The sequence below is a fragment of the Candidatus Binatus sp. genome, assembly GCF_036567905.1.
In the GTDB taxonomy this organism is placed as follows: Bacteria; Desulfobacterota; Binatia; order Binatales; family Binataceae; genus Binatus.
Window position 1 is genome coordinate 11,283 of sequence record NZ_DATCTO010000017.1, and the last position, 24,839, is coordinate 36,121.

Genomic DNA, 24,839 nt, shown 5'->3' on the forward strand with positions numbered 1-24,839 from the left:
TCCAACACTAGCCGGCTTGCAAACGCAAAGTTCGAGCCCGGCTTTTAGTCCAGGAGGTTTCCAGCGGCGCCCCAACGGACCAGTTCTGTCTGGCGCTGATATAAGATACCCGAAACTGGCGCGCCCGCGCGTTGGCGGGCGGCAGCGTTTTGAGCTAACTAGAAATTTTGACGGCGGAGGTGACCGTGACGCTCAATCCATACATCGAGGCACACGAACTGCGCGAGCTGGTCCTCAAAAAGGAAGTCCGCCCGCGCGAGGTCGCGGAATTTTTTCTCGCACGCGTCGAGCAACTGAATCCCAGGCTCGGCGCATTCATGACCGTCACCGCCGATCGCGCGCTCGCGGACGCGACGCGGCTCGAAAAGATGAAGGGTTCGGATGCGGCCAAGATGGCGCTGTTCGGCGTCGCGTATTCGCTCAAGGACCTGGTCTGGACCAAAGATATTCGCACGACCTTCGGCTCGAAGAACTACGAGAATTGGCACGCGCCTGCCGACGCGGAACTCGCCGTCCGGCTCGCCAACTCCGGTGGAATTTTGCTCGGCAAAACCACCACCCCCGAATTCGGCCTGCGTCCGACCACCGAGGGCGGTCTGTGTCCGCCCGCGCGAAATCCCTGGAACCTCGAACACACCGCCGGCGGCTCCAGTGGCGGCGCTGCCTCCGCCGTCGCCTCCGGACTGCATCCCGTGGCGCAGGGCAGCGACGGCGGTGGATCGATTCGCGTACCGTCGGCATGCTGCGGCGTGGTCGGAATCAAACCGTCGCGTGGGCGAATCACGCGCGCGCCGCAGGAGGGCGAAGCATGGGCCGGACTTTCCACTACCGGTCCGATCGCGCGCACCGTCCGCGACGCGGCGTTGATGCTCGATGCGATGGCGGGGATGATGCCGGGCGATCCGTACGCGGCACGGCCGCCGGCGCGTCCGTTCGTCGAGGAAGTTTCGGTCCATCCAAAAAAACTTCGGCTCGCCCTCATCAACCATAGCGCGCTCGGCCCGGTGGACGCTGAAACTCTCGCCGCGCTCGAGTCCGCATGCGGCGTGCTGCGCCAGATGGGGCATCGCGTCGAGCCGCTGACGCTCGATCCGGGCGCGATGCTCGGCAAGTATGCGCGCGTGATCGTCGGCGCGTCGGTCTCGGCGCTGAACATCCCCAACCCGGACCTGCTCGATCCCATGGTGCGCGAGAGCTACCAATGGGGCGCCAAAATTTCCGCCGCCGACTACATCCGCGCGGTAACCGCGATGCACAATACCTCGCGCGAGATCGTCCATGCGCTCATGCCCTACGACGCGCTGCTCGCCCCGACGCTCACCCGGCCCGCGGTGCGGCTCGGCGCCTTGGCGTCGAATCCCGCCACCGCCGCCGATGAAATCTACGCGTGGATCGCGTTCACCTTCCCGTTCAACTCTACCGGTCAGCCGGCCATCTCGCTCCCCAACGGATTCAACAAGTCGGGACTGCCGCTCGCGATTCAGATTGTCGGCCGGCCCGGCGACGAAGCCGGCATAATCGCGCTGGCGGCCGAATTCGAACGCGCCCGCCCGTGGAAGGACAAGCATCCTTCAATCTAGTTGTTGGTTGTTCACTGTTCGCAAATGGCCGTCGGCATCATTGCACGGCGATGGGAATTCGCAGATCGAATTCGGACGCTACCGCAATGCCATCGCGGGTTGCGGGGAAGAATTTCCACGTTCGCAGGCTGGCGAGAATGACCTGGTTCAGCCGCGGACTTGAAGTCGGTTGCACGAGCGTGACCTGAACCTGGCCGTCACGGTCGACGGCGAAATGGGCGATCGCGAGCGCCGAAAAAACGTTCTCGCGAAGATCATCGGGGATTTGCGGAGTCGGGGCATACAGAGCGTGCGCGCCGATGCTCTCGGAGGCGCCACCCTCCAACGTTCCCCGACCCGCGCCGCTCGCTTCGCTCTCACTGGGAACAGTGGCTCGCCCGGTAACGATTCCGCCCGAGGTCGAGGCGGGAAGCGCGGCTGGTTCGCGATTTTGCGGCGCCTCATGCGCCGGCGCAGGCGCGGTTTCCTTGCGCGGCTTGATCAACGCGAGAGTCTTGCGGTGCGCGGGGTGGAGTATCGGCGCGACAGGTATCGGTTTGGCCGGCTCCACAAGGGTAGCTTCGATCGCGACCCTGCGCGGCGCCGGAGTGGGGCGCTGCGAGATAAGTATCTCCGCAAATCCCGCGAGCATCAGGGCGCACGACAACACCGATGCGACAATCGACACGCCAAAGCGGCGCCAGGGGCTCTGCAAGACCAGACCTTCCTCGACCTTCCATAGCGGGGGTGCATTCTCATTGACGTCGATCCGTTCCTCGAGTTTCATTGGCTTGATACTTTCCCAGCCGACAGATCCTATCGCAGACCGCCGCAGAGGGTTCGGCGCGGTTCGTCCTGTGGAGCGAACACTCCGGCGCTGGCGCGCTGACGCAGCCGAGCCACGGTCTGGCGCCATGTTGCCGGCTGGCTCATAGCTGGCGCAAAGGTGCTAATGATAATGATTCTCAATACGTCAAGGCTTGTCAACCCGATCCGCCCCTGCCGGCACAACCGTCCTCCAATCCAGTTTTTCATTTTTCCCTGTTCACTAATATCCCTTCGATTCACGCCCGACGCTTGAGCCAAGTCTGCGATCGCACGCTTGGCGCGTCGCGCTGGATGCTCGATGCGTGTTAACGCGCGGCTAGCATTCCTCAGCGCGTTTTTGGTAGTAAGATGCTGCTCTGTGGCGTAAATCTTGCTCGAATTGTGCGATCAAGTCCGGGTTTCAACCTTGGAAGGGGCAAAGACTATGGGTTATCAGAGGAAGGCGGCGGCGTTGGTTGCTTGTATGCTCGCGATCGGGGTTGCATCGATGCCACAAGATGCGTCCGCCCAGTGCGATATCACACCGCTGCCTCAGCAAACGGCGTTGTCCCGGCCGATTCCGCTCGGCATTTCGGGCGGAAATATCAACTCGTTCTTCAAGAACGGTAAGGTGACAGGCTGCTTCAGCGGGACGCTGGGATCGATGGTACAGGACACATACGGCAATCAATACATCCTCAGCAACAACCATGTGCTCGCGGACCAAAATAAGGCTAAACCCGGCCAGCTGATCGTGGAGCCGGGCCTAATAGACGTAGAATGCCTGAAGGCGCCGAGCAATGCGGTCGCAACGTTCAGCCGCACCATCAGACTCAAGTTCGGAGGCCCCAAGAACACCGTCGACGCCGCCATTGCGGCCGTTGAGGAGGGAGAGGTCAGCTCCGACATCCTCAATATCGGGGAGATCGCAAGCTCGCCAGCGACGCCAACGCTCGGGATGAGCGTGCAGAAAATGGGCCGTACGAGTTGCCTCACGAGCGGAGTGATTGCGGCGCTGGACGGCATCGTGAAAGTGAACTACTCGGAAAAGAAGAAGCCGAAAATGGCTAAATTCATCAACCAGATTTTCGTAACCGGCAGCACTGCAACCCCCACTTTCAGCGCGGCCGGCGACTCCGGGTCGCTAATTTTAAGCCAGGGTGATTGCCCACAGCCGGTGGCTCTGCTGTTTGCCGGCTTTGCTGACGGCACCACGATAGCCAATCCAATTTCCGAGGTGCTGAGCGACCTGGGCGTTTCGATGGTGGGCAGTTGCACCACTTCGGAAGCACCCGCCACGGCGTCAGCAGACGTTTTGGCCGCGAATGTCGGTATGTCGAAAGAGGTCGTTGCATCGGCCGCTGCGGTTCGCGACCGCCACGAGGACCAGCTTATGAGCATCCCGGGCGCGGTCGGCACTGCAATCGGAATTGGCGATCAACCGGGTCAACCCGCGATCGAAGTCTATCTCGACAAGCTGACGCCCGAGGCGCAAGCCGGCGCGCCGAAAGCGGTCGAAGGCATCGCCGTGAAGCTCATCGAAAGCGGCGAAGCCGTCGCCTACTGAGCTCGATTCAAGCTGCGTGGTTGCCTGCTCCAGAGCGCAGGAGTAGCGTCAGCACGTGCGCGTTCTCGCTCTAATCCTCATTGCGCTGATGCTCCCGCTCAGCACGAGTGTGCCGCCTGCGACGGCGTGTTCCGCGGCCGCGTGCTGTGCAAATTGCCCGAAGACCGCTCCGATCAATCAGGTGAACTGCTGCAAAACGCCGCCGGCGCTGGACAAAGCGACCAGCCAGGCGCCAGACGCGCAGTATTTCGACTCGATCGGAAGTCTGCCCGCAAGCGCGGTGATGACCGCGATTTCATACGTTCGAAGTACCGCCATCACCAGTGGCTACTCGCCGCCCGGCCGTCTCCTTTCGTTGGCACTTCTCTGTTCCCGCCAGATCTGAGCCTCCCATAAGCGCGTGAGTTGAAGCGCGGATGCTTCGCATCCGTCGTGGACGCTCGCGCGCTGCTTGCTCGCGACAACTGAGAAAGACAATTGCCGATGCGATCGGCAAACAAGGACGCGGGGTTTCAAATAAACCTGCGGACACGCAGCAGCGCCGCGATCGATCGCGGCTGGAAGGTTGGGTTTTTGTGAAATGCCATACGCAAGCATTCGCCGCATAGCGGCACAAAATTTAGCAGCCACCCTGATCGCGATCGCGATTCTGATCGGCATTCCGCTATCAGGACACGCCCAGGACAGTGCCGCTATGGCGGATCATCAGGATGCCGCTCAACCTGGCCGTGGCACTGAGACATCCGGCAGTTCAGATCGGCTGCGAGCGCTGGTCGACGAGGCCCTTTCCCGTAGCCCGATCGTGCTCGCGGCGCGTAGCCACTGGCAGGCTCAAACGAAGGTCCCGATCCAGGCGGCAACACTGCCCGATCCACAGGTGTCGCTCCAGCATTTCACGGTCGGCAGTCCGCAACCGTTCGCGGGTTACGAGAGCAGCGACTTTTATTACACCGGCTTCGGTGCCTCGCAGGACATCCCGGGTCCGGGCAAGCTCCGCTTGCAAAAATCCGAGGCAGAAAAAGACGCCGAGTACGCCAAGCATCGCTACGAAGCTGCGGAGCGAGGAGTCGAGGAAAAGGTCAAGGAGATCTACTTCGAGCTTTTCTATCACGCGAAGACGCTGGCGATTCTCGATCGCAATCAGGATGAGCTGAGACAGATCCAGCAGATTACAGAAGCCAGGTATCGCCTGGGACAGGGTCTGCAGCAGGACCTGATCAAGGCGCAACTCCAAACCACCGAGATCCTGAAGGAGCACGCGATGCACCATCAGGAGGAGGACCAGGCACAGCTCGAGCTCAAGCGGATCCTCGGGCGCGATCCCGACTCGCCGAATATCGGCATCGGCGGGGTCGAAGCGACCCATCTGGAGCTCGATCCGGCCGAGCTTGCGCGGCTTGGCGACGCCGGCTCCCCCGAACTCGCGGCGGACCGCGCGATGGAAGCGCGCAGCGCGGAAGCATTGAAGCTTGCGCATCAGGGGTACTGGCCCGACTTCACCGTCGGTTATTCGTACCAAAAGACCGGCCCCGGATTCCGCGATTACTACATGCTGAATCTGGGCGCGAAGGTCCCGCTCTATTTCTGGCGCAAGCAAACGCCCGCGATCGAGCAGGCTGCGCTTGAAGCCGAGTCGGCGCGCGAGCAGACCCGCGCAACGCAACTGCAAGTTTCCTTCGACGCAGAAAACAGTCTGGTCGCGATGCGCACCGCGGAGCGAGTGATGTCGATCTATCGCGACGGCCTGTTGCCGCAGGCCGAAACGTCGGAGGCCTCGGCGATGTCCGCGTATCGGGTCGGCAAAGTCGATTTTCAGACGCTGCTCTCGTCGGTTCTCGATTTACGCAACCTGCGGCAGGAGTATTACCGCAGCCTGGCCGACCACGAAATCGCGATCGCCAAAATCCAGCAGGTAATCGGTGAGCAAAGATGAATTACAACTCATCACAATTGCGGCTCAGCACAGTCCTTTTGACGCTGGCGTCCCTTCTCTTTCTCGCGGCGCCAATCGCATACGGAGCGGATTCCCCGCTGGCGCCAATCCGAATCGCGCCGGAGCGCCGGCAATTGATCGGACTCAAGTTCGCGACCGTGGTGCGAAAGGACGTTAGCGATCGCCTCGAGACCACCGGCAACATCGAGACCGACGAACGGCTCCAAGGCTACGTGCAAACGCGTTTTGCCGGATGGATCGAACAGGTGTTCGCGAATTCGACTTATCAGTACGTCCGCCGGGGCCAGCCGTTGTTCACCATCTACAGCCCGGACCTCGTCAGTACCGAGAACGAATATCTGCTCGCCGTCGATGCCCGCAAGCGCGTCGAAGACAGCCCGGTCGCCGATGTAGCCACCGACGCCTCATCGCTGGTCGATTCCGCCGCGCAGCGTCTCAAGCTCTGGGGAGTGTCGCCGCGCGAGATCGCGCGGTTGGAACGCGAGCGCACTGTGCGCCGCGCCGTCGAGATTGATTCGCCCATGAGCGGCTACATCGTCGAGCGCAACGCGCTGCCCAACATGTACGTGCAACCGGACACGCGCCTGTTCACGATCACCGATCTGTCGAAGGTGTGGATTTATGCGGCGGTGTTTCAGGACGAGATCGGCAAGGTTCGTCCCGGCGATCCCGCAACCGTTACGGTGGACGCCTATCCGGGTACGAACTTCGATGGGCGCGTCGATTTCATCTGGCCGCAGATCGATCCGACGACCCGCACCGCCAAAGTGCGATGCGAGTTCAACAACCCCAAAGGGCTGCTGCTTCCGGGGATGTTCGCGCAGGTTGCGCTGGACCTGCCGATGGGCCGGCAAACGGTCATCCCGGACACTGCGGTTCTACGCACGGGCGCGCACAATGTCGCGTTTATCGATCGCGGTGACGGTTATCTCACTCCCGCCGAGATCGAACTGGGACCGCACGCCGGCGATGAGTTCATCGTGCTCAAGGGACTCGCCCCGGGTCAGCGGATCGTCAGTTCCGCCAACTTCCTGATCGACTCGGAGAGCCAACTCCAGGCCGCCGCGGGCGCGTTCGTGCCGCCTCCGCCGGCCGCAACCGCGAATGCGGGTGGACCGGCGGCGCAGCCTGTCCCCCAGGCAAGCATTGCGTTCATCAGCGACCCCAATCCTCTCGTGCGCGGCCACAACAAGGTGATCGTGACGCTGCGCGATTCCAAGGGCGCCCCGATCTCGGGCGCGAAAGTGACGGTCACCTTCTACATGGCTGCAATGCCGGCGATGGGAATGGCCGCGATGCGCGCGCAAGCCATCGCAGATGACCGGGGCAACGGCGCCTACGCCGCAAATATCGAACTGCTTAGCGGCGGCACCTGGAGCCTGACGATCGTCGCGTCCAAGGGAGGCAATACGATCGCGACTAAGCAGATGGACGTATCAGCGAGCGGTTCCATGGCGATGTGAGGAAAGAAGGATGATCGAGAGAACTATAAACTGGTGTAATGCGAACCGCTTCATGCTGTCCGCCGGTGTGCTGGCGCTGGTGCTCGCGGGCATTTGGTCGCTCGATCGGATCCCGCTCGACGCGCTGCCGGACATCTCCGATGTCCAGGTGATCATCCACACGCAATGGATGGGGCAGCCGCCCAGTCTCATCGAGGATCAGGTGACCTATCCGATCGTCACCGCGATGCTTTCTGCGCCGCATGTGAAGGCAGTCCGAGCGCAGACGATGCCCAGCGATTCATATGTGTTCGTCGTGTTCGAAGACGGCACCGACATCTATTGGGCGCGCAGCCGCGTGCTGGAATACCTCCAACAGATAGCCGGCAAGTTGCCGGCTGGCGTGAATCCCGCGATCGGCCCCGACGCAACCGGCGCGGGCTGGGTGTACGAATACGCGCTGGTCGATAAGAGTCATCTTCACAGTCTCGCCGAGCTGCGCAGCTTGCAGGATTGGAACGTGCGCTATGCGCTCGAAACCGTGCCGGGGGTTTCGGAAGTCGCCACCATCGGCGGCTTCGTAAAGCAGTACCAGGTCAAGCTCGATCCCAATCGATTGCTCGCGCTCAAGGTCCCGCTGGAGACGGTGATCGACAAAATCCGCGACAGCAACGGCGAAGTCGGTGGCCGCGTGCTCGAGATGTCGGGAGCGGACTACATGATCCGCGGCCTTGGCTACGTCCATTCGGTGGCAGACCTCGAGGATATTTCCGTCGCAACCAACAACGGCACCCCGGTGCTGATAAGAGACCTGGGCGTGGTCAGTCTGGGACCCGATCTTCGCGAGGGCGCCGCCGAGTGGAACGGCGACGGAGAGACAGTCGGCGGCATCGTCGTGATGCGCTATGGGCAGAATGCCCTCACCGTCATCGAAGGGGTCAAGCAAAAGCTTGCTCAGATTCGAAAGACTCTGCCGGCGGGAGTCGAAATCGTCACCGGCTACGACCGGTCGGGACTCATTCAGGCATCCATCAACACCCTGAAGCGCGACCTGCTCGAAGAGGCCATCATCGTCAGCCTGGTGATTATCATCTTCCTCTTTCATCTGCGTTCGGCGCTGATCCCGATTCTTGCGCTGCCGATCGCGGTCATCGCGACGCTTATCCCGATGTACTATCTGCAGATCAGCTCCAACATCATGTCCTTGGGCGGGTTGGCGCTGGCGATAGGCGTGCTGGTCGACGCTTCGATCGTAATGGTCGAAAACGGGTACCGGCACCTGTCGGAGGCACAGCAGGAGGCGTCGCAGAAAGGCGGGTCAGTATCCGAGCCCCAGCGGCAGCAGATTCTGCTATCGGCCGCGAAGCAGGTCGGCCGCCCGATTTTCTTCTCGCTGATCATCATCGTCGTCTCGTTCCTGCCGGTGTTCCTGCTCGAATCGCAGGAGGGGCGGATGTTCCGGCCGCTGGCCTACACCAAGTCTTTCGCGATTGCGTTCTCCTCAGTTCTCGCGATTACGGTGGTTCCGGTGCTGATGGTCCTCTTCATCCGCGGCAAACGGCTGCGCCCCGAGGAGAACAACCCCATCTCGCGCTTCTTCCAGGCCATTTATCTGCCGGTGATCCGATGGTGCCTGCATCATCGTGCGCTGACGATTGCCGCCAACGTGATTTTTTTGCTGCTCACGATTCCGCTGCTGTTCAAGATTGGAAGTCAGTTCATGCCGCCGCTGTATGAAGGATCAAGTCTCTACATGCCTACCGCCCTGCCCGGGATTTCGATCACGTCGGCGGTAAATCTGATGCAGAAGCAGGATCAGATCATCCGCACGTTTCCAGAGGTCGCGAGTGTGTTCGGCGCTGTAGGACGGTCAGATAGCGCGACCGACAACGCACCGCTGGACATGTACGACACGACGATCATGCTCAAGCCGCGCGACCAATGGCGAAAGGGCATGACCTACGACCAGCTCATCGCCGAGATGGACGACCGGCTGCATTTCCCTGGTCTGTCCAACTCGTGGACGATGCCGGTCCAGAACCGGCTCGACATGGAGCTGACCGGGATCAAAACTCCGGTCGGACTCAAAATTCAGGGTCCCGACCTCGACCGGATTCAGCAGATAGGTTCTCAGATCGAAGAAATACTCGGACCGGTTGCGGGCACGCGGGGAATTTTCGCCGAACGGGTTTCTCAAGGATTCTACATTAACGTTAATGTCGACCGCGCCGTCGCCGCGAGGTATGGCCTGACGGTCGGAGAAGTTCAGCGGGCGGTCAGCTCCGGGATGGGCGGCGAGAATATCGCGACCACCGTCGAAGGGCGAGAGCGCTACTCGATCAACGTTCGCTATCTCGCGGATTATCGCAGCGACCTGAACGCGCTTCGTCGAATACTGATCATGACGCCGACGGGAGCGCAGATCCCGCTCGGCGAAGTCGCGCGTATCAGCTTGGGCCCGGGGCCATCGATGATACGGGATGAAGACGGGCTGCTGACCGGCTACGTCTATGTTGACCTCGCGACCTCGGACTACGGCAGCTACGTTGACAGCGCGCAGCGCGTGCTCGATCGGCAACTGCATCTGCCCGCCGGATACACTCTGAAATGGTCGGGAGAGTATGAGTTCCAGCTGCGCGCGCGAAAGCGCCTGATGGTTATCCTGCCAATCGTTTTGTGTCTGATCTTTGTCCTGCTTTACATGCTCTTCCAGTCGGCGACCGAAGCGATCGTGCTGATCCTTCCGACCGTGTACGCGATGACAGGCGGGCTGCTGCTCCAATACATGATGGGCTTCAACTTCAGCGTTGCCGTATGGGTCGGGTACATCGCGCTGTTCGGCATCGCTGTCGAGACCGGCGTCGTCATGGTGATTTATCTTCACGAAGCTCTGAATCGTCACATCGCCGCCGGCACGCTCACTCACGAGGAGATCGAGTTGGCGGTAATCGAGGGTGCAGTCCAGCGGCTTCGACCCAAGCTGATGACCGTTGCAGTCGTGATGCTCAGTCTCGCGCCGATTCTATGGGAGAGCGGGATCGGCTCCGACCTGATGAAGCCCATCGCCGCGCCAATCGTCGGCGGCATGATCACCTCGACGATGCACGTCCTCATACTGGTGCCGGTGTTCTTCGCGATCATGAAGGAGCGGGCACTGAAGAAAGGAATCCTGCTGCAACCATCAGAAGGCCCCCGTTGAATGCTCGCCACACGGCGATTGATGGGGGTGCGGGCTGCGTCGCGCTCTGGTAAAAGCGGGGCGTAAGGGCGAGAATCCGCGCGTGAGTCCCAGCTTGGCGTTGCATCCGAGCGCGTCGGCGGGGGAACGTCTTGATTCCAGTTGTAAAGTGAAACTGAGTTGATTAGACAGGCGGTAGCCAAGCGAAAAATGGAGAACACATATGCAGACGATCAAGTTTGACGATATTGCGGCGCTGACGGCGAAGATCGGCAAGGAATTCGGTCCGTGGAGCGAGCCGATTCAAGTGACGCAGGAAAAAATCAATCAATTTGCCGACGTGACCGGTGACCGTCAGTGGATTCATATCGACGTCGAGCGGTGCAAGAAAGAAAGTCCGTTCGGCGGACCGGTTGCGCATGGTTTTCTCACGCTGAGCCTGCTGCCGGCGTTCAGGAGCAAAGAGGATTACACGATCACGGGATTTCGCAACGTGGTAAATTACGGCGCCAACAAGCTGCGCTTTGTCGCGCCGGTGCCGGCGGGCGCCAGCGTCCACGCACGCTCGCGGCTGATCGCGGTCGAGCCGCGGCCGCTGGGCACGATGCTCACGCGGGAGACGGAAATCCAGGTCGTAGGTCAGCAGAAGCCCGCGGTGGTGTACGAAGCACTGGCGCTGTTCGTGAAGTAGAAGCTGCGGGCGGCGACGGAGAGCAGTGCATGGCGTATGAACAGATCGTTTACGAGGTCGCGGACAATATCGCGACGATCACGCTCAACCGGCCGGAGAAGCTCAACGCGTTCACCGACATCATGATGAGCGAGCTGATCGACGCGTTCGACAAGGCCGACGCGGACGACAACGTGCGCGCGATCATCGTGACGGGCGCGGGACGCGCGTTCTGCGCGGGCGCGGACCTGTCGGCGCCCGCCAGGACGTTCGGCTCGACCGACGAGGGTCGTACGAAGCGGCGCTCGGCGATCGGCGCCGACGGCACTGTGGATTGGAGCAGCGAGGCGATTCGCGACGGCGGCGGACGGCTGACGCTGCGCATCTTCGATTGTCTGAAACCGGTGATCGCGGCGGTGAACGGAGCGGCGGTGGGCGTCGGCGTGACGATGCAACTCGCGATGGATGTGCGGCTGGCGTCGGAGAATGCGCGTTTCGGGTTCGTGTTCGCGCGGCGCGGGATCGTGCCGGAGGCGTGCTCGAGCTGGTTCCTGCCGAAAATTGTCGGCATCTCGCAGGCGCTGGAATGGACATTTACGGGTCGAGTGTTCGCGGCCGAGGAGGCGCTCGACGGCGGGCTGATCAAAAGGATCTACAAACCCGATCAACTCATTCCAGCGGCGCGCGCGCTCGCTCGCGAGATAGCGGACAACACCTCGCAAGTGTCGGTCGCGTTGATTCGGCAGATGTTGTGGCGGATGGCCGGCGCGGACCATCCGATGGAAGCGCACAAGCTGGACAGCCGCGGAATCTTTGCGCGCAGCCCTTCGGCGGATGCGAAGGAGGGCGTCGTCTCATTTCTGGAGAAACGTCCGGCAAAATTTCCCGACAAGATTTCGAAGGACATGCCCGCGTTCTTTCCGTGGTGGCAGGAGCGCAAGTACAGCTAAGGCGCTCAAGCTTTGCGGCGGATGACGACGCGGACTTCGCCGGGACGCTCGGCCTTGACGACGGCGCGCTGGCGGTCGAGGTCCAGCTCGGCGTTGCCGTTGCCGCCGGACACTTCAAGCACGCATCCGCGCGGATACTGAATGCGCGGCACGAAGATCTCGGTCGAGCCGGCAGCGGAAGGATCGGATTCGAACACGAACTCGAAAGTGCCGCTGGCACGATCGAATTTCATCGTGCGCGGAATACCCTGTGTCGCCCGCGCGTACGGTCTGACGAAGCCGGCGAGCGCGCGGCCGCCGCTATCGAGGTCCGCCGGATCGGTCTGCTGGTCGCGTGAGAAGATACTCAGATCCTCCTGATTCCACCCGTCGCCAATAGCCAGATCGTTGCTATTGGATGCAGTATAGTTCCATTGCGTACTACTGATGAGCAGAGTATCGAGTGCATTATACATTAGATCGAGCGCGATGATGTGAGCAGTCCACGGCGCATCGCTGCGATCGCCGGCGTGAAAGGCGCGGTAGGCGCCGGCGCCATTCAAATCGAATGGAATTCCACATTCGCCGATGAGGGTGGGCGCGCCGCCGTTCATCGCCTTTGACATCCCGGCCATCTTGCCGAGCTGGCGTTCGTAGCGCGCCTGAATCTGTTCGGCGGCGGTCGCAATCTCGCCGGTCAACGCGTCGAGGCTGAAATTCGGACTAAACATCTTGGTCGCGAGCGTGACCACGTCGTACCAGTGGCCGGCGTTGACGCTGTTGGGGGGAGTCTCGGCGGGGAATCCCGGTCCGAAAAAACCCGAGAGCGGATCGAGCTCGGCGAACAGGATCCAATCGGGATTAATCTGGCGAATATTTTCGGCAACGTGCGCGAAAAATGGCCCCATGTAGTCTTCGATGAAGTTGACCTTGCGATCGCCGACGCGTTGGAAAAAGTCGTCGCGTAAAACGTGGAAAGTGCCGTCGTTATTGAGCCGCCACGCGCCTGCATCCTGGAACGGATCGCTTTGGCCGCTTGTCCAGATCGAGATGCGCTCGGGATTGATTGTCCGATCTTGTTTGTGGACCACCGCGTTCGCTTTCGCTGCCGGATCGAACTCGAGCGCCGGTATCGAGCGCGCAACGCCATGCGATACCAGCAAGCCGTCGAGCGGCGACCACGCCAGACCCGGCATCGCAGGGTTGGGGTTGGTGTTGCTTGGCCCGAGATGGCGATAGGTGAGTGATTGTCCGATCCATCCGGGGGCCGGTTCGTTGAGCGAGTCAAAGCCCATCACGTTGGGCAAATCGCGGATCCGGCGCGCGATCTCGCGCTGCGCTCCGAGGTAGTGATCGAGCATGTAGTCCTGCGCGTTGACGCCGTCGATAGTCAGTCCGGGGGCGAAGTCGCGGCCGGCAAAAAACAATGTCCACATGATGCCGTTGGCGGGACGGCGCGCATTCTGCGGCCAGCTCATGGTCGGGTAGCGATCCTCCTGGCGGCCGCCGCGCGCATAGTCATATAGATGTTGCATTACAAGAGCGCATCCCGACTCGGCGAGCCGGCGATAGTCAATTCCAACTTTCTCGAATAGCCAGCAGGGCGCGCCGTCGCCACCGGTCATTCGGCTCCAGACATCCTGGTGAAAATCCACGAATACGTAGAAGCCATAGTCACCGGCGAGCCGGCACAACTCGGCGAAGTAGTCGAGGTATGCGGCGTCGTAGTCGCGCGGGCCGCGATGCTCGACGGCTTCCCAAGTGGTCAGCAAGCGCAGGCAATTGAAGCCCCACGCGCGCAGGCGCGAGAAGTGTTCGCCGGCTTCGCCAATCGGAAACGGACGGCCGATGAAGGAGACCTCGCGATGGTTGGAAAAGTCGCAGCGAAAATTGGTGCCGCCGTCGGGGTAGGGGACCTTGCAATCGCCGCCCAGATTGACGCCGCGCAAAATAACGCGGCGCCCGTGTTCGTCGAGGAACCATCGTCCTTCGATGTGCAGCCGCGGCAGACCAGCCTTTGGCATTCGATTCACTCCGTGACGCGAGGTTGACGCAATGCCCGCTCGCCCGTCAAGCTGCACAAGCATATGGCCGCGAGTTGGCGAGAGAGCGAGATAATTCCGAGTCTGTTCGTCGGCGATCTTCAGGACGCGCTCGAGTTTGAGGGGACGATTATCAGCGTGCTTCCCGACGTGGCGGAAATCGAACCGCCGCAGGCGATCCACATGCCGTTGCTTGCCGATGGGGTCGCGTCGCTCGACCGGACGGCGGCGCTGATAGAGGAAGAACTCGCGCTGGGGCATCGCGTGCTGGTCCATTGCGAGGAGGGATGCGAGCGCGCGCCGCTGGTGGTGGCATGGTTCCTGAAAACGAAGCGCGGCAAGACGCTTGACGAAGCGTACGCGCTGTTGAAAAGCCGGCGACCGATCATCGAAGACCGGCGGCGCTGGCTGGGTATCCACAATCGATAGCCACATCCAAGCTGTTCGCAATGAATTGACTATTTGACGGCGACGGCTCACGCTGGCGGCGTAGCGTTGACGCAAGGCTCATGGCCAATTTTCTCAACAGCGCGCTCGAGTACTTGGGAACCGCGCTCAGGAATGTAAGAGCGGCGTTTCATCCCTCGAGGCCATGGGTTGCGCGCGCCCGGGAGTTGGGGAGTTCGCGGCGGCTGCGCAAAATCGGGGTGATCGTCGTCGCGGTCGTGCTGTTTGCGGACCCGGTGGCTTACCTGGCGGTTCCGCCGGTGTTGCGCCACGTCCTGACCGGCCCCGTCGCGGGCAGTATCCATCGCCAAGTGAGCGTGGGCAAAATCCGATTCAATCTCTACGCGCTGAGGCTCGACGTGGACCATTTGCACGTTGGCGAGCGCGACAGTCCGAAACCGTTCGTCGATATTGGGCATCTGAGAGTGAAGGTTTCGTGGACCTCGATTTTCAGATTTGCGCCGGTAGTCGGCGAAGTCGTGGTCGAGCGGCCGGCGATCCATGTGGTTCGGGAGTCGCAGCAGCGCTTCAACTTTTCCGACCTGCTCGAGAGCGCGCCGGCGCCGGAAAAACCGAAACCGGCCGCGCCCAGCGCGCCGATGCGATTCGCGGTTTCGAATATTCAACTGCGCGATGGCGAAGTGACATTCGACGATCAGCTGCTCGGCAAGCAGCACAAGGTCGAGCGGATTCAGATCAACGTGCCGTTTATCGCGAACCTGCCCGCCGACGTGGACGTGTTCGTCGAACCGCTGCTGCAGATGGTGATCGACGGCAGCCCGATGCGGATTGCGGGCGTGGCCAAGCCGTTCGAGGCGACGCACGACTCGGTGGTTGACCTGAAACTGCATCGGCTCAACCTGCCGCTTTACGTCAGCTACGCGCCGATGAAGCTGCCGGTTAAAATTCCGAAGGGGACGCTGTCGGCGGACGTGTACGTGCATTTCGTGCAGGCGCAGTCGCAACCGCTGATTCGCTTGAACGGAACGGTAGCGCTGGATCAGCTCGACGTTCGCGACCCGGCGGATGCGCCGATCGCCGCACTCAAACACGCCGAGGTGAAGCTGACCGACGTCGAGCCGCTGGGCGCGGTGTTCCATTTGCGATCTATCTGGGTCAATGGACTGCTCGCGCATGTCAGGCTCAATCCCGACGGGACCAACAATCTTACGTCGATTGCGAGCGGCAATGCGGCGCCGGCGAGTCCTCCAGCGCAAGCGGCGCCGGTGGCGGGCAACGTGACGCAGGCGGCGGCGCCGATCGCGGGAAGATCCACGGCGAAGTCGCCAACCGATTTTTCGGTGGACTCGTTCGATCTCACGAACAGCGCGGTGGAGGTCCAGGATAACCGCGGCGCGACGCCGGCGGCGGTGGCGGTGGATGCGCTTGGAGTCAGGCTTAAGAATTTTCGGACGGTGGGGGGAGTGCCCGCGTCTGTCACCGTTAACGGCAAGATTCGCAGTGGCGGCGCGATCGCGGTCAAAGGCGCGCTCGATCTGGCGCATTCGCTGCTCACGACGGAGGTGTCGATCGATCAGATCGACTTGCCGGCGCTGCAGCCGTTCGCTCAGTCGGTGCTGGCGGCAACGATCGCGTCGGGCAAGCTAAGCGCAAAGGCCAGCGTACAGACGCATTTCGCCGGCGATCATTTCAACGTGCACGCGGAACCGGCGACCGTCACAATCGAAAATTTCGCGATGGACACGCCGCGCGAACGCGAAAAGCCGGTGCAGTGGAAAAGTCTGAGCGTCGCGATTGGACAGTTCGACCTGGCTGCACATCAGGCGACAGTCAGCGCGGTGCGCAGTGACGGGATGCATCTGTTCGTTCGCCGCGAGCGCGGCGGGAAATTGAGTCTCGCCTCGCTGATGCGCGGTGGCCCGGCGGCGCCGCCACGCGGCAAGCGCGCAAGCGCGCGCGAAACGCGGCGAACTATCCGCGAGACCAGGCGAGCGGCGCGCAAACCGGTCCAGGCGGCGGCGCCGCCCTCGCAGAGTTGGCGATATCAGATCGCGTCGGTCGCGATGGAACAGACCGACGCCACCTTCGAGGACGACAATGCGCCGCAACCGGTCAAGGCGGCCGTAGCGCCGTTGAATCTGCATCTGAAAGATGTGTCGAGCGACTTCAGCAAACCTTTCGCAGTCGAGGTTGACGGCACGCTGAATCGCACGGGCACTTTCAAAGTCACCGGAATGGCCGCGGTCGCGCCGCTGAAGGCCGATCTGCGGGTTGCGACAAAGCGCCTGGATTTGGCATTTGCGGATCCCTATGTCAGCAGCAGGCTGAACGCGACGATCACCAGCGCGAACCTGACGATGGACGGCGCGGTCGGCCTGGAGCAGGCGGGCAACGATTTTCTCGTCAGCTATCGTGGCGACGCGTCGCTGGGCAGCGTGAGGATGCTCGACAAGCTGACCAACGCTCTCTTTTTCAGAATGAACGCGCTCAACGCTAGTAAAATCGACTTCGCGCTCGGAAAAGGTCCGCCGAAGGTGCATGTCGGCGAGCTTGCGCTGTCGAATTTTTATTCGCGGGTCATTCTCAACAGCACCGGCAAGTTGAATCTGAAAGACATCACCGCGAGCCCGCAGGAAGCGCCTACGTCACTGACGCGAGCCACGGGAGAGCCGGGCTCGAAGGGTGCGGTTCCGGTGGCGCCGGCATCGACGCCGATTCCGGCTGCCGCACCGAGTCCGGCAGCCGCGACGGCTCCTGAAGCGGCTCCGGCGGCATTGCCGAGTCCGGCGGAGCCCTACGCAGGGCAGCCGGTGAACGCCGACATCGAGTTGAACAAGATCACGCTCAAAGGTGGCAAAGTCGATTACACGGACAACTTTATCAAGCCCAACTACACGGCGAACCTGACCGATATGGAGGGCAAGGTCGGCGCGTTCGGAACAAAATCCACATCGCCGGCGGAAGTTTTACTCGACGGAAAAATCAACGGGAGCGCGCCGATCAACATCGATGGGTCCATAAATCCGCTCGCGCCGACTGCGTTCGTCGATATCAAGGCGAAGGCGAACGGTATCGAACTGACGGGCCTCACCCCGTACTCGACCAAATACACCGGCTATCCGATCGTCAAAGGCACACTGACGGTCGATGTTCATTATCTGCTGGACCAGGGAAAGCTGACGGCCGAGAACCATATTTTCATCGATCAACTGACGTTCGGCGATCACGTGGAGAGCCCGGATGCGATGAATCTGCCGATTCGATTCGCGGTCGCACTGCTCAAGAATTCGAAGGGAGAAATCGACTTGCGAGTGCCCGTGTCGGGGTCGCTCTCGGATCCGCAATTCAGCATCGGCAGCGTCATCTGGAGCGCGTTCAAGAACCTCATCGTCAAGGCCGTGACGTCGCCATTCTCGCTGATAGCGGCGGCGTTCGGTGGCGGCGAGCAGCAAGACCTCGGCTACATAGAGTTCGCGCCGGGCTACGCGCGGCTAACGCCGGATAGTCAAAAGAAACTGGATACAGTCGCGGCGGCGTTGGCGGATCGAACCGCCTTGAAGCTCAACATCTCGGGGCGCGTCGATCCGAAATTCGACAAGGACGGCTACCGCGAAGCGTCACTGGAGCACAGCATCGAGGCGCTCAGACGCAAGGATGAGGGAGACGGTGCGGATGCGAATGCGAAAAGCGCGGCGCTGTCGACGGCGGACTACAACAAGTATCTGGCGCGAGTTTATAGCGCGGGAAAATTTCAGAAGCCGCGCAACTTCATCGGGTTGGCAAAGACGCAGCCGCCCGACGAGATGAAAAAGCTAATCCTCGCCAACACTCCGGTGAGCGATCAGGATCTTCAGCAGCTGGCGGACGCGCGCGCAAACGCCGTGCGCGCGTATCTGAGTACGAAACAGGTCGATGCGGCGCGGATGTTCATAATCGCGCCGAAGCTGAACGCCGGCGGAATCAAGGATCAGGGCAAGACGACGCGCGTCGATCTATCGCTCGAGTGACCTCGTCCGAGCGATAGCTAGAGCGCGCCGAGATGGCGATCGGGGGTCGCGTCCCAGGCGCGGCGCTCCTGGTCGCGAGGCGCATCCTCGAGTTTGGTATTGGCGCCGAAGACCATCGTTGGCCGGCGCGCCTCGGTATAACCCGCCCAGGTACCGACGCTCGCGCAGCCTGGATCGCCTGATCGTGCGAATGCCAGCCATGCGTCCTGCATCTGAACCGCCAGCTTTTCCGCAGCCGGGCCGGCGCCTGTGAATGCGGTCATGCCGGGCAAGTGATTGGTGCCGAAGACGAAGCCAAGCTCGAGTGCGTGGCAGCATCCGAGCGCGCCGTGCATCGCGGGCGACGGCCAGGTGAAGAGATAACTGAAAACGCGCGGATCGTGGCGTCCCTGAACTTGCGCGAGGCGCACGCCGGGGATGCGGAAAACCCGGTCGGTCTCGATTGCGGTGAACAGCTCGGCGGGCGTGACGGACTCGCCACGCGCGGCGCGAGCCTTTTCGTAAGTATCGATGAGGGCATCGGCGCCACGAGCGGTCAAGCGCCCGCTGATACGCGCGCCCAGGCCGCCGCGGTCGAGCTTGTGCAACGAAGGATCCATCAAGGAGAACAATTTCCATTCCTCGAGCGTAGAACCGACCATCACGGCCACGCCCGACGCCGAGCCGTCGGCCACCATCTCGATCGCGGCGCGCGGCACCAGCGTACCGTCAGCTACCGGCTGATACGCCATCCCGAGTTCGGGGTCGGGCGTCTTGCCATCGTCGAGGAGAGTGCCGGCGAGCAATTGCGCAGGCGTCAACGCGCGGATCGCGGCGTCGTCGCCGGGGTGCACACCGAGCTTCGACAAAACTCTCTCTGCGGTGCGATTGGCGCGCGCGACCGCAGCACCGGTGTGGCTCGCTCCGCTTTGCGGTATCGCTTTGTGGAACAGGCCGCGCGCCGACGGCATCGCCAGGATAGTTCCGACGCTCATGCCGCCGGCCGATTCACCGAAGATGGTGACGTTGCCGGGGTCGCCGCCGAACTCGGCGATATTGTCGCGGACCCACTTTAGCGCCGCGACTTGATCGAGAATTCCTTCGTTGCCGGTCGCTGGAATCTTGCCGTTGGTCACGTCGGCCAGGCGCATGAAGCCCAGCGGGCCGAGGCGATAGTTGACGGTGACGACGACCACGTCACCGCGCCGTGCGAGCACGGAACCGTCGTAAAGAGGCTGCGAGCCGGAGCCGATGGTGAAGGCGCCGCCGTGAATCCAGACCATCACCGGCCGACACTTGCCGTCGAGCGCGGGAGTCCAGACGTTGAGGTACAGGCAATCCTCGGATTGTTCACCATCAACCACCATCGCGGAGAGTGCGCTAAGCATCACTTGGTTCTGATGAGCCACCGCGCCAAAGCGACGCGCGTCGCGCAGCCCTGTCCACGGCCCGGGTTTCTCGGGCGCGAGCCATCGGCGCGCACCGACCGGGGGAGCCGCAAACGGCACTCCTTTGAAGACGAATAGTCCGCCCTGATCGTCGCCTTCGAGCTTGCCTTGATGGATGGAAACAGTCGCACTCATGTGGATGAACCTCGATGCGAGAATTGCGGGGATTCTCGCAGAATCCATGTGCAGTTCACAAACGCGCGGCGCGGGCGCCCGGCCAAATCCCAAAACGGCACACCTCGCGTCTAATCGCGCCGTGGGTTGCGCTAATTGATGAGTGATCGGGGTTTTTTCTCCGGTTATGCGACAAATTTTCGGGCATTGGACTTGCTTCAATCAGATAGATCCCGGCGGTAGCCAGGGACGGGAAGGAAACCGATGGGCGCTCCGCCCGAGCAGAACGATTTGGCCTTGCGTGACTTGGCCTCGCAAGAGAGCAAACGCGAGCCTGACCACTTGAACGCCGAAGCTTTGACTTCGGGCGAGCTGGCGCGTGCGCGGGCGCGCAATACTTTGTTCGATTTGCCCGTCGTGGACGAAACCGTAATCGGTTTGTCGCGGGTGGCTGCGGTGTTGATTGTCTTATTCAACCTGGTTTATGCAGCGGAGCACCGTTACACGGCCGGATCGACGTTCGACGCGACGCAGAGCCTTATTTTGGCGAGCGCCGCCGTCGGGGTCGTGTTTTTTCTGTTGACCTTTACCGCCGCGATACCGCGTTATTGGCGCCAGATCGCCGTCTTCGTCTTCGCCGCGTTAATGGTAACCAACACTGCGATCTGTGCCGAGTCGATGCGGGTCGAGCCGCTGTTCGTGTCGGTGCTTGTCATCGTGGTCGGCGCGGGGACGCTGGCGCCGTGGGACTGGCATTGGCAGGCGGCGATTAGCGTAATCGGGATGACTTGCTTTTACGTCGTTGGGCGCGCGCATGGGGGCATTGATTCCGATCCCTCTATACATTGGCTGGGACTGATGACGGCAGTCGGGCTTGGGCAGTCAAGCGTCTATTTGCAGATGAAAAATCGGCGCGAACTCGCGCAAAACCTCGAAGACCAGCGGAGCAGCGATCGGAAACTCAGGGAGAGCGAAGAGAAGTTCCGGCAGATTTTCGAGCAAAGCGGCGACATAGTCATGGTCAGCAGCTTGGACACCGGCAGGATCCTCGAAGTCAACAACCAATTCGTCAAGCGCACCCGCTTGCCGCGGGAGCTGGTGGTAGGCCGGCGCTCTATCGACTTGAATTTCTGGGTGGAGCCGGCCATCCGCGAGCAATGCGCGAAGGAGCTGCGAGAGCGCGGCTCGGTGCAAAACGTCGAGGCCCGGCTCATCGGCGTCGACCCCGCTCAACCGACGACCGCACTGATTTCCGCGGTCGTGGCCCGGCTCAACAATCAGAACTGCGTGATCAACGTGGTCCATGAAATCTCGGACATCAGGGAAGCGGAGCGCAAGGTGCGCGACAGCGAGGCCACGCTGCGCAAGATCTTCGACGCGAACCTCGATGCGGTGACGATCACCGATCCGATGACGCGGCGTTACATCGACGTCAACCACGAATTCTGCCGCGCTACGGGCTTTAGCAGGGAAGAGGTGCTGGGCAAGACTTATTGGGAAGTCGGCGTATGGCCGAGCCGCGAGGAATCGGATAATTTTGCGGCGACTCTGACCCGAACCGGAGAAGTCCGCAACATGCGGGCCAATTTTTTCGCCAAAGATGGAAGCCTAATCCCATGCCTGATATCCGGGGTGCTGCTGGAGCTGAACGGCAAGCTGAGCTGCCTGACAATCACCCGCGACATCAGCGATCTCGTGGCGGCGGAACGGAACCTGCAGAGCAGCGAAGCGATGCTACGCGAGATATTCAACTCGAGCCTCGATAACATCGCGCTGACTGGCATAAGCGACGGCGTCATCATCGATGTGAACAACGAGTTGGTGCGATCGTGTGGGATCGCAAAAACTGAAATCGTCGGCAAGCGCTTCGCTGATCTCAATGCCTGGGTCAGCACCGAGCGGCGCGATCTCTTCATCGAAACCCTGCGCAAACAGCGCGAGGTCCGCAACTTCGAAACCGCCTTCCGCACTACCAGCGGCGGCACTTTTCCGGCGCTGATCTCGGCGGTTGTGCTCGAGCTCGGCGGACGCGAGTGCGTGCTGTCGCTCGCGCGCGATATCACCGACCTGGAGGCGGCACGACGCAAGGCAGAGGCGGCATCGAGGGCGAAGACCGAATTCCTGTCCAGCATGTCCCACGAGATTCGCACGCCGATGAATGCGATCCTCGGAATGGCCGACCTGATGGGCGAGAGCGACCTCGATTCGGAACAGCGCCGTTACCTCGATACCATCGTCAGCAACGGCAACGCGCTGCTCGAACTGATCAACAGCATCCTGGACCTTGCCCGAGTCGAGAGCGGGCGCTTGAAGCTGGAGGCCGTCGAGTTCGACGTGGTCGAGTTGACGGAGAAGGTGGCAGATACTCTCGCGGTGCGCGCCCACGAAAAGGGAATCGAACTCGCGGTGCGATTCGGCCGCGGTCTGCCGCCCGTGCTGGTGGGCGATCCGCTGCGGCTGCGCCAGGTGCTCATCAACCTGATCGGCAACGCGATCAAATTTACCGCGCGCGGTGAAGTCGTGATTGACGTCGCGCTCAATCCCGGCCAGTCCAACCCGGGCAGCCTTCTATTTTCGGTGCGCGACACCGGCGTCGGGATACCGCCGGACGTGCTGCCCAGGGTTTTTTCCGCCTTCACCCAGGCCGACTCATCGACCACGCGAAAATACGGCGGCAGCGGACTTGGTCTGACAATCGTCGAGCGCCTGGTCGCACTGATGGGGGGCAGAGTCTGGGTCGAAAGCGAACCAGGCACGGGCAGCACTTTCTGTTTTACCGCGGAACTCGGCGTGCCACTCGCGCTCACCAACGTAAGCGAAACGGCGGAGCATCGCGGCCTCGATCTGTCCGGGGTCCGTGCGCTGGTGGTGGATGACAACGCGACCGCTCGATCGATCGCAACCGAACTTTTGAGCGCCAAGGGAGCGGTAGTCGCCGAGGCCGCGTCCGGGGCCGGCGGAATCCTCGCGATCGACGATGCGAATCGCAATCGCGCGGCGTTCGGCCTGATGCTGGTTGATTTGCAGATGCCCGCGATGGACGGTCTCGAAATGATCCGGCGGATGCGGCTTGGCCCGAATGGAAATTCGCCGATCGTCATCCTCGTGACTTCCAGCAGCCTGACCACCCGGTTGAATGCGATGAAGGACTTAGGCGTGAATCATTACGTGGTCAAGCCGGTCAAGCGGCGCGAATTGTACGCCGCTATTTCCGACGCAATGGCCGACGTTGCCGCGCCCGCGGATGCGGCCGCCCAGCCTCGCCGTGAAACGGCGCCAAACGGTTCCGCGGAGCATCTGCTCAACCGCCCGCTCAGCATCCTGCTGGCAGATGACTCGGCGGACAACCGCCTGTTGATCGCGGCGTATCTAAAGAAAAGCCGCTATGTGCTCGACGAAGTGGAGAACGGCCAGGCTGCCCTGGACCGCTTCATGACGCGTGCCTACGACGTGGTCCTGATGGACATCCAGATGCCTGTGCTCGACGGTTACAGCGCTGTGCGCATGATTCGCGAATGGGAAACGGCGAACCAACGTCGTCGCACGCCGATTATCGCGCTGACTGCCTCCGCGCTCGAACAGGACGTGCGCCGCGCACATCAAGTTGGATGCGACCTGCACGTCAGCAAGCCGGTCAAGAAATCGACTCTGCTCCAAGCGATTGCCGACGTGATCGAAAACTCCGGTCACGACGACGCGACGGCGTCTGCTCAAAGCGCGTAATGCACCTTGGTGAGCTGCTCGGACACTTCCCAAAGCCGGGCGGCGGCCGCGCTGTCGCGAGCAGCCGCACTACAACCGACTTTTTCTGGATGTCCCCACATCTCGGCGATACCGTCAGGGCCGATGTAATCGCCGCCGTGGACGTCGGGCGCGACCGCCGCATACTCGGTAGGCAGCGCGCCCATCGCGGCGCTTTGCGCGAGCAGGCTGTTGCCGACTGAGAAAAGATATTCGAGCATCGACGATCCCTGCATCCGCGGTCCCGCGGCTTGCAGATTGGTCGCCGCATATCCGGGATGGCACGCGACGCTGAGCAGCTTTGCGCCCGATGCGTCGGCTCGCCGCTGCAACTCGAAGCTGAACAACAAGTTGGCGAGCTTGCTCTGCCCGTAAGCCCTCCACTTGCGGTAGCCGTTGTGCCATTGGAGATCGTCGAAACGAATGCTGCCCATGCGATGCGCGTTGCTGCTTACGTTGACCACTCGCGCGCCATCGGTGGCGAGCAATCGATCGAGCAGCAGTCCGGTCAACGCGAAATGTCCCAGGTGATTGGTGCCGAATTGCATCTCGAAGCCGTCTGCCGTGAGACGATACGGGATCGCCATGACGCCGGCGTTGTTGCACAGCACGTGTAGCGCGGGATGCCCCAGACGGAACGCGTCGGCGAAGCCGCGCACCGACGCGAGGTTCGAGAGGTCGAGTTCCATCACCTCAACCTTGGCGCCGGGCGATGATGCGGAGATCTGAGCGGCGGCGGTTCGAGCCTTGCCCAGGTCGCGGCAGGCAATGATGACATCGGCCCGCTTGCGCGCGAATTCCAGCGCGGCTTCATAGCCGATGCCGCTGTTGCCACCGGTTACGACGATCGTCTTCCCGGAAAGATCCGGCATGTCATCGGCGGTCCACGCTTTTCTGTCGGGCATAGTGGGCGTTCCTCCCAGTCGGCTGCACGAAGGCTATAGCACGATTACCTAATCAGCATGATGACCGGGATGGAATGCAAGAGTAAGGA

General features: G+C 61.7%; 15 protein-coding genes. 10 read left to right on the top strand and 5 right to left on the bottom strand.

From position 1 onward, the window contains the following. Positions 1-185: 185 nt before the first annotated feature. Positions 186-1,580, top strand: coding sequence for an amidase (locus VIO10_RS02715; protein WP_331958953.1), 1,395 nt, complete (start codon positions 186-188; stop codon positions 1,578-1,580). A 37-nt stretch (positions 1,581-1,617) separates the two neighbouring features. On the opposite strand, the gene VIO10_RS02720 is transcribed toward VIO10_RS02715, so the two are convergent. Then, positions 1,618-2,346, bottom strand: coding sequence for a hypothetical protein (locus tag VIO10_RS02720; RefSeq protein ID WP_331958956.1), 729 nt, complete (start codon positions 2,344-2,346; stop codon positions 1,618-1,620). Positions 2,347-2,793: 447 nt separating this feature from the next. On the opposite strand from VIO10_RS02720, the gene VIO10_RS02725 reads away from it, so the two are divergent. Continuing rightward, complete coding sequence (locus VIO10_RS02725) at positions 2,794-3,933, top strand: hypothetical protein (RefSeq protein ID WP_331958959.1); 1,140 nt, start codon at positions 2,794-2,796, stop codon at positions 3,931-3,933. Positions 3,934-4,110: 177 nt separating this feature from the next. On the opposite strand, the gene VIO10_RS02730 is transcribed toward VIO10_RS02725, so the two are convergent. Beyond that, positions 4,111-4,251: a hypothetical protein gene (locus tag VIO10_RS02730; RefSeq protein ID WP_331958961.1), complete on the bottom strand. Its 141-nt coding sequence runs from the start codon at positions 4,249-4,251 to the stop codon at positions 4,111-4,113. Between the two features lie 376 nt (positions 4,252-4,627). On the opposite strand from VIO10_RS02730, the gene VIO10_RS02735 reads away from it, so the two are divergent. From VIO10_RS02735 to VIO10_RS02755, 5 genes are all read left to right on the top strand, one after another. Then, positions 4,628-5,866, top strand: coding sequence for a TolC family protein (locus VIO10_RS02735; RefSeq protein ID WP_331958964.1), 1,239 nt, complete (start codon positions 4,628-4,630; stop codon positions 5,864-5,866). Continuing rightward, complete coding sequence (locus tag VIO10_RS02740) at positions 5,863-7,350, top strand: efflux RND transporter periplasmic adaptor subunit (protein ID WP_331958966.1); 1,488 nt, start codon at positions 5,863-5,865, stop codon at positions 7,348-7,350. The genes VIO10_RS02735 and VIO10_RS02740 overlap by 4 nt, the downstream gene beginning before the upstream one ends. 10 nt (positions 7,351-7,360) lie before the next feature. Further along, positions 7,361-10,528 (top strand): CusA/CzcA family heavy metal efflux RND transporter, encoded by a 3,168-nt coding sequence (locus tag VIO10_RS02745; RefSeq protein ID WP_331958969.1) that lies wholly within the window; start codon positions 7,361-7,363, stop codon positions 10,526-10,528. Between the two features lie 202 nt (positions 10,529-10,730). After that, entirely contained in the window at positions 10,731-11,198 is a 468-nt protein-coding gene (locus tag VIO10_RS02750; protein WP_331958972.1) for a MaoC family dehydratase, read from the top strand. A gap of 29 nt (positions 11,199-11,227) precedes the next feature. Further along, complete coding sequence (locus VIO10_RS02755; protein ID WP_331958975.1) at positions 11,228-12,127, top strand: crotonase/enoyl-CoA hydratase family protein; 900 nt, start codon at positions 11,228-11,230, stop codon at positions 12,125-12,127. 5 nt (positions 12,128-12,132) lie between these two features. Here the strand turns inward: VIO10_RS02755 and VIO10_RS02760 are convergent, their stop codons facing one another. Next, positions 12,133-14,130: a glycoside hydrolase family 5 protein gene (locus VIO10_RS02760; protein ID WP_331958978.1), complete on the bottom strand. Its 1,998-nt coding sequence runs from the start codon at positions 14,128-14,130 to the stop codon at positions 12,133-12,135. Between the two features lie 63 nt (positions 14,131-14,193). Between VIO10_RS02760 and VIO10_RS02765 the strand changes: the two genes are divergently transcribed. Then, a complete protein-coding gene (locus VIO10_RS02765) occupies positions 14,194-14,577 on the top strand; it encodes a dual specificity protein phosphatase (RefSeq protein ID WP_331958981.1) in 384 nt (127 codons plus the stop codon). An 80-nt stretch (positions 14,578-14,657) separates the two neighbouring features. Then, positions 14,658-18,563, top strand: a complete 3,906-nt coding sequence (locus tag VIO10_RS02770) for a DUF748 domain-containing protein (RefSeq protein ID WP_331958983.1) — start codon at positions 14,658-14,660, stop codon at positions 18,561-18,563. 17 nt (positions 18,564-18,580) lie between these two features. Here VIO10_RS02770 and VIO10_RS02775 read toward each other — a convergent pair whose 3' ends face one another. Continuing rightward, a complete protein-coding gene (locus VIO10_RS02775) occupies positions 18,581-20,125 on the bottom strand; it encodes a carboxylesterase/lipase family protein (RefSeq protein ID WP_331958986.1) in 1,545 nt (514 codons plus the stop codon). A 243-nt stretch (positions 20,126-20,368) separates the two neighbouring features. Here VIO10_RS02775 and VIO10_RS02780 point away from each other — a divergent pair, with 243 nt between their 5' ends. Next, positions 20,369-23,827 carry a response regulator gene (locus VIO10_RS02780; RefSeq protein WP_331958989.1) on the top strand — a complete coding sequence of 1,153 codons (3,459 nt, stop codon included), beginning with the start codon at positions 20,369-20,371 and terminating at the stop codon, positions 23,825-23,827. On the opposite strand, the gene VIO10_RS02785 is transcribed toward VIO10_RS02780, so the two are convergent. Beyond that, on the bottom strand, positions 23,815-24,750 hold the full coding sequence (locus VIO10_RS02785; protein WP_331958992.1) for an oxidoreductase: 936 nt from the start codon (positions 24,748-24,750) through the stop codon (positions 23,815-23,817). The two genes, VIO10_RS02780 and VIO10_RS02785, sit on opposite strands and share 13 nt — an antisense overlap. Positions 24,751-24,839: the final 89 nt, after the last annotated feature.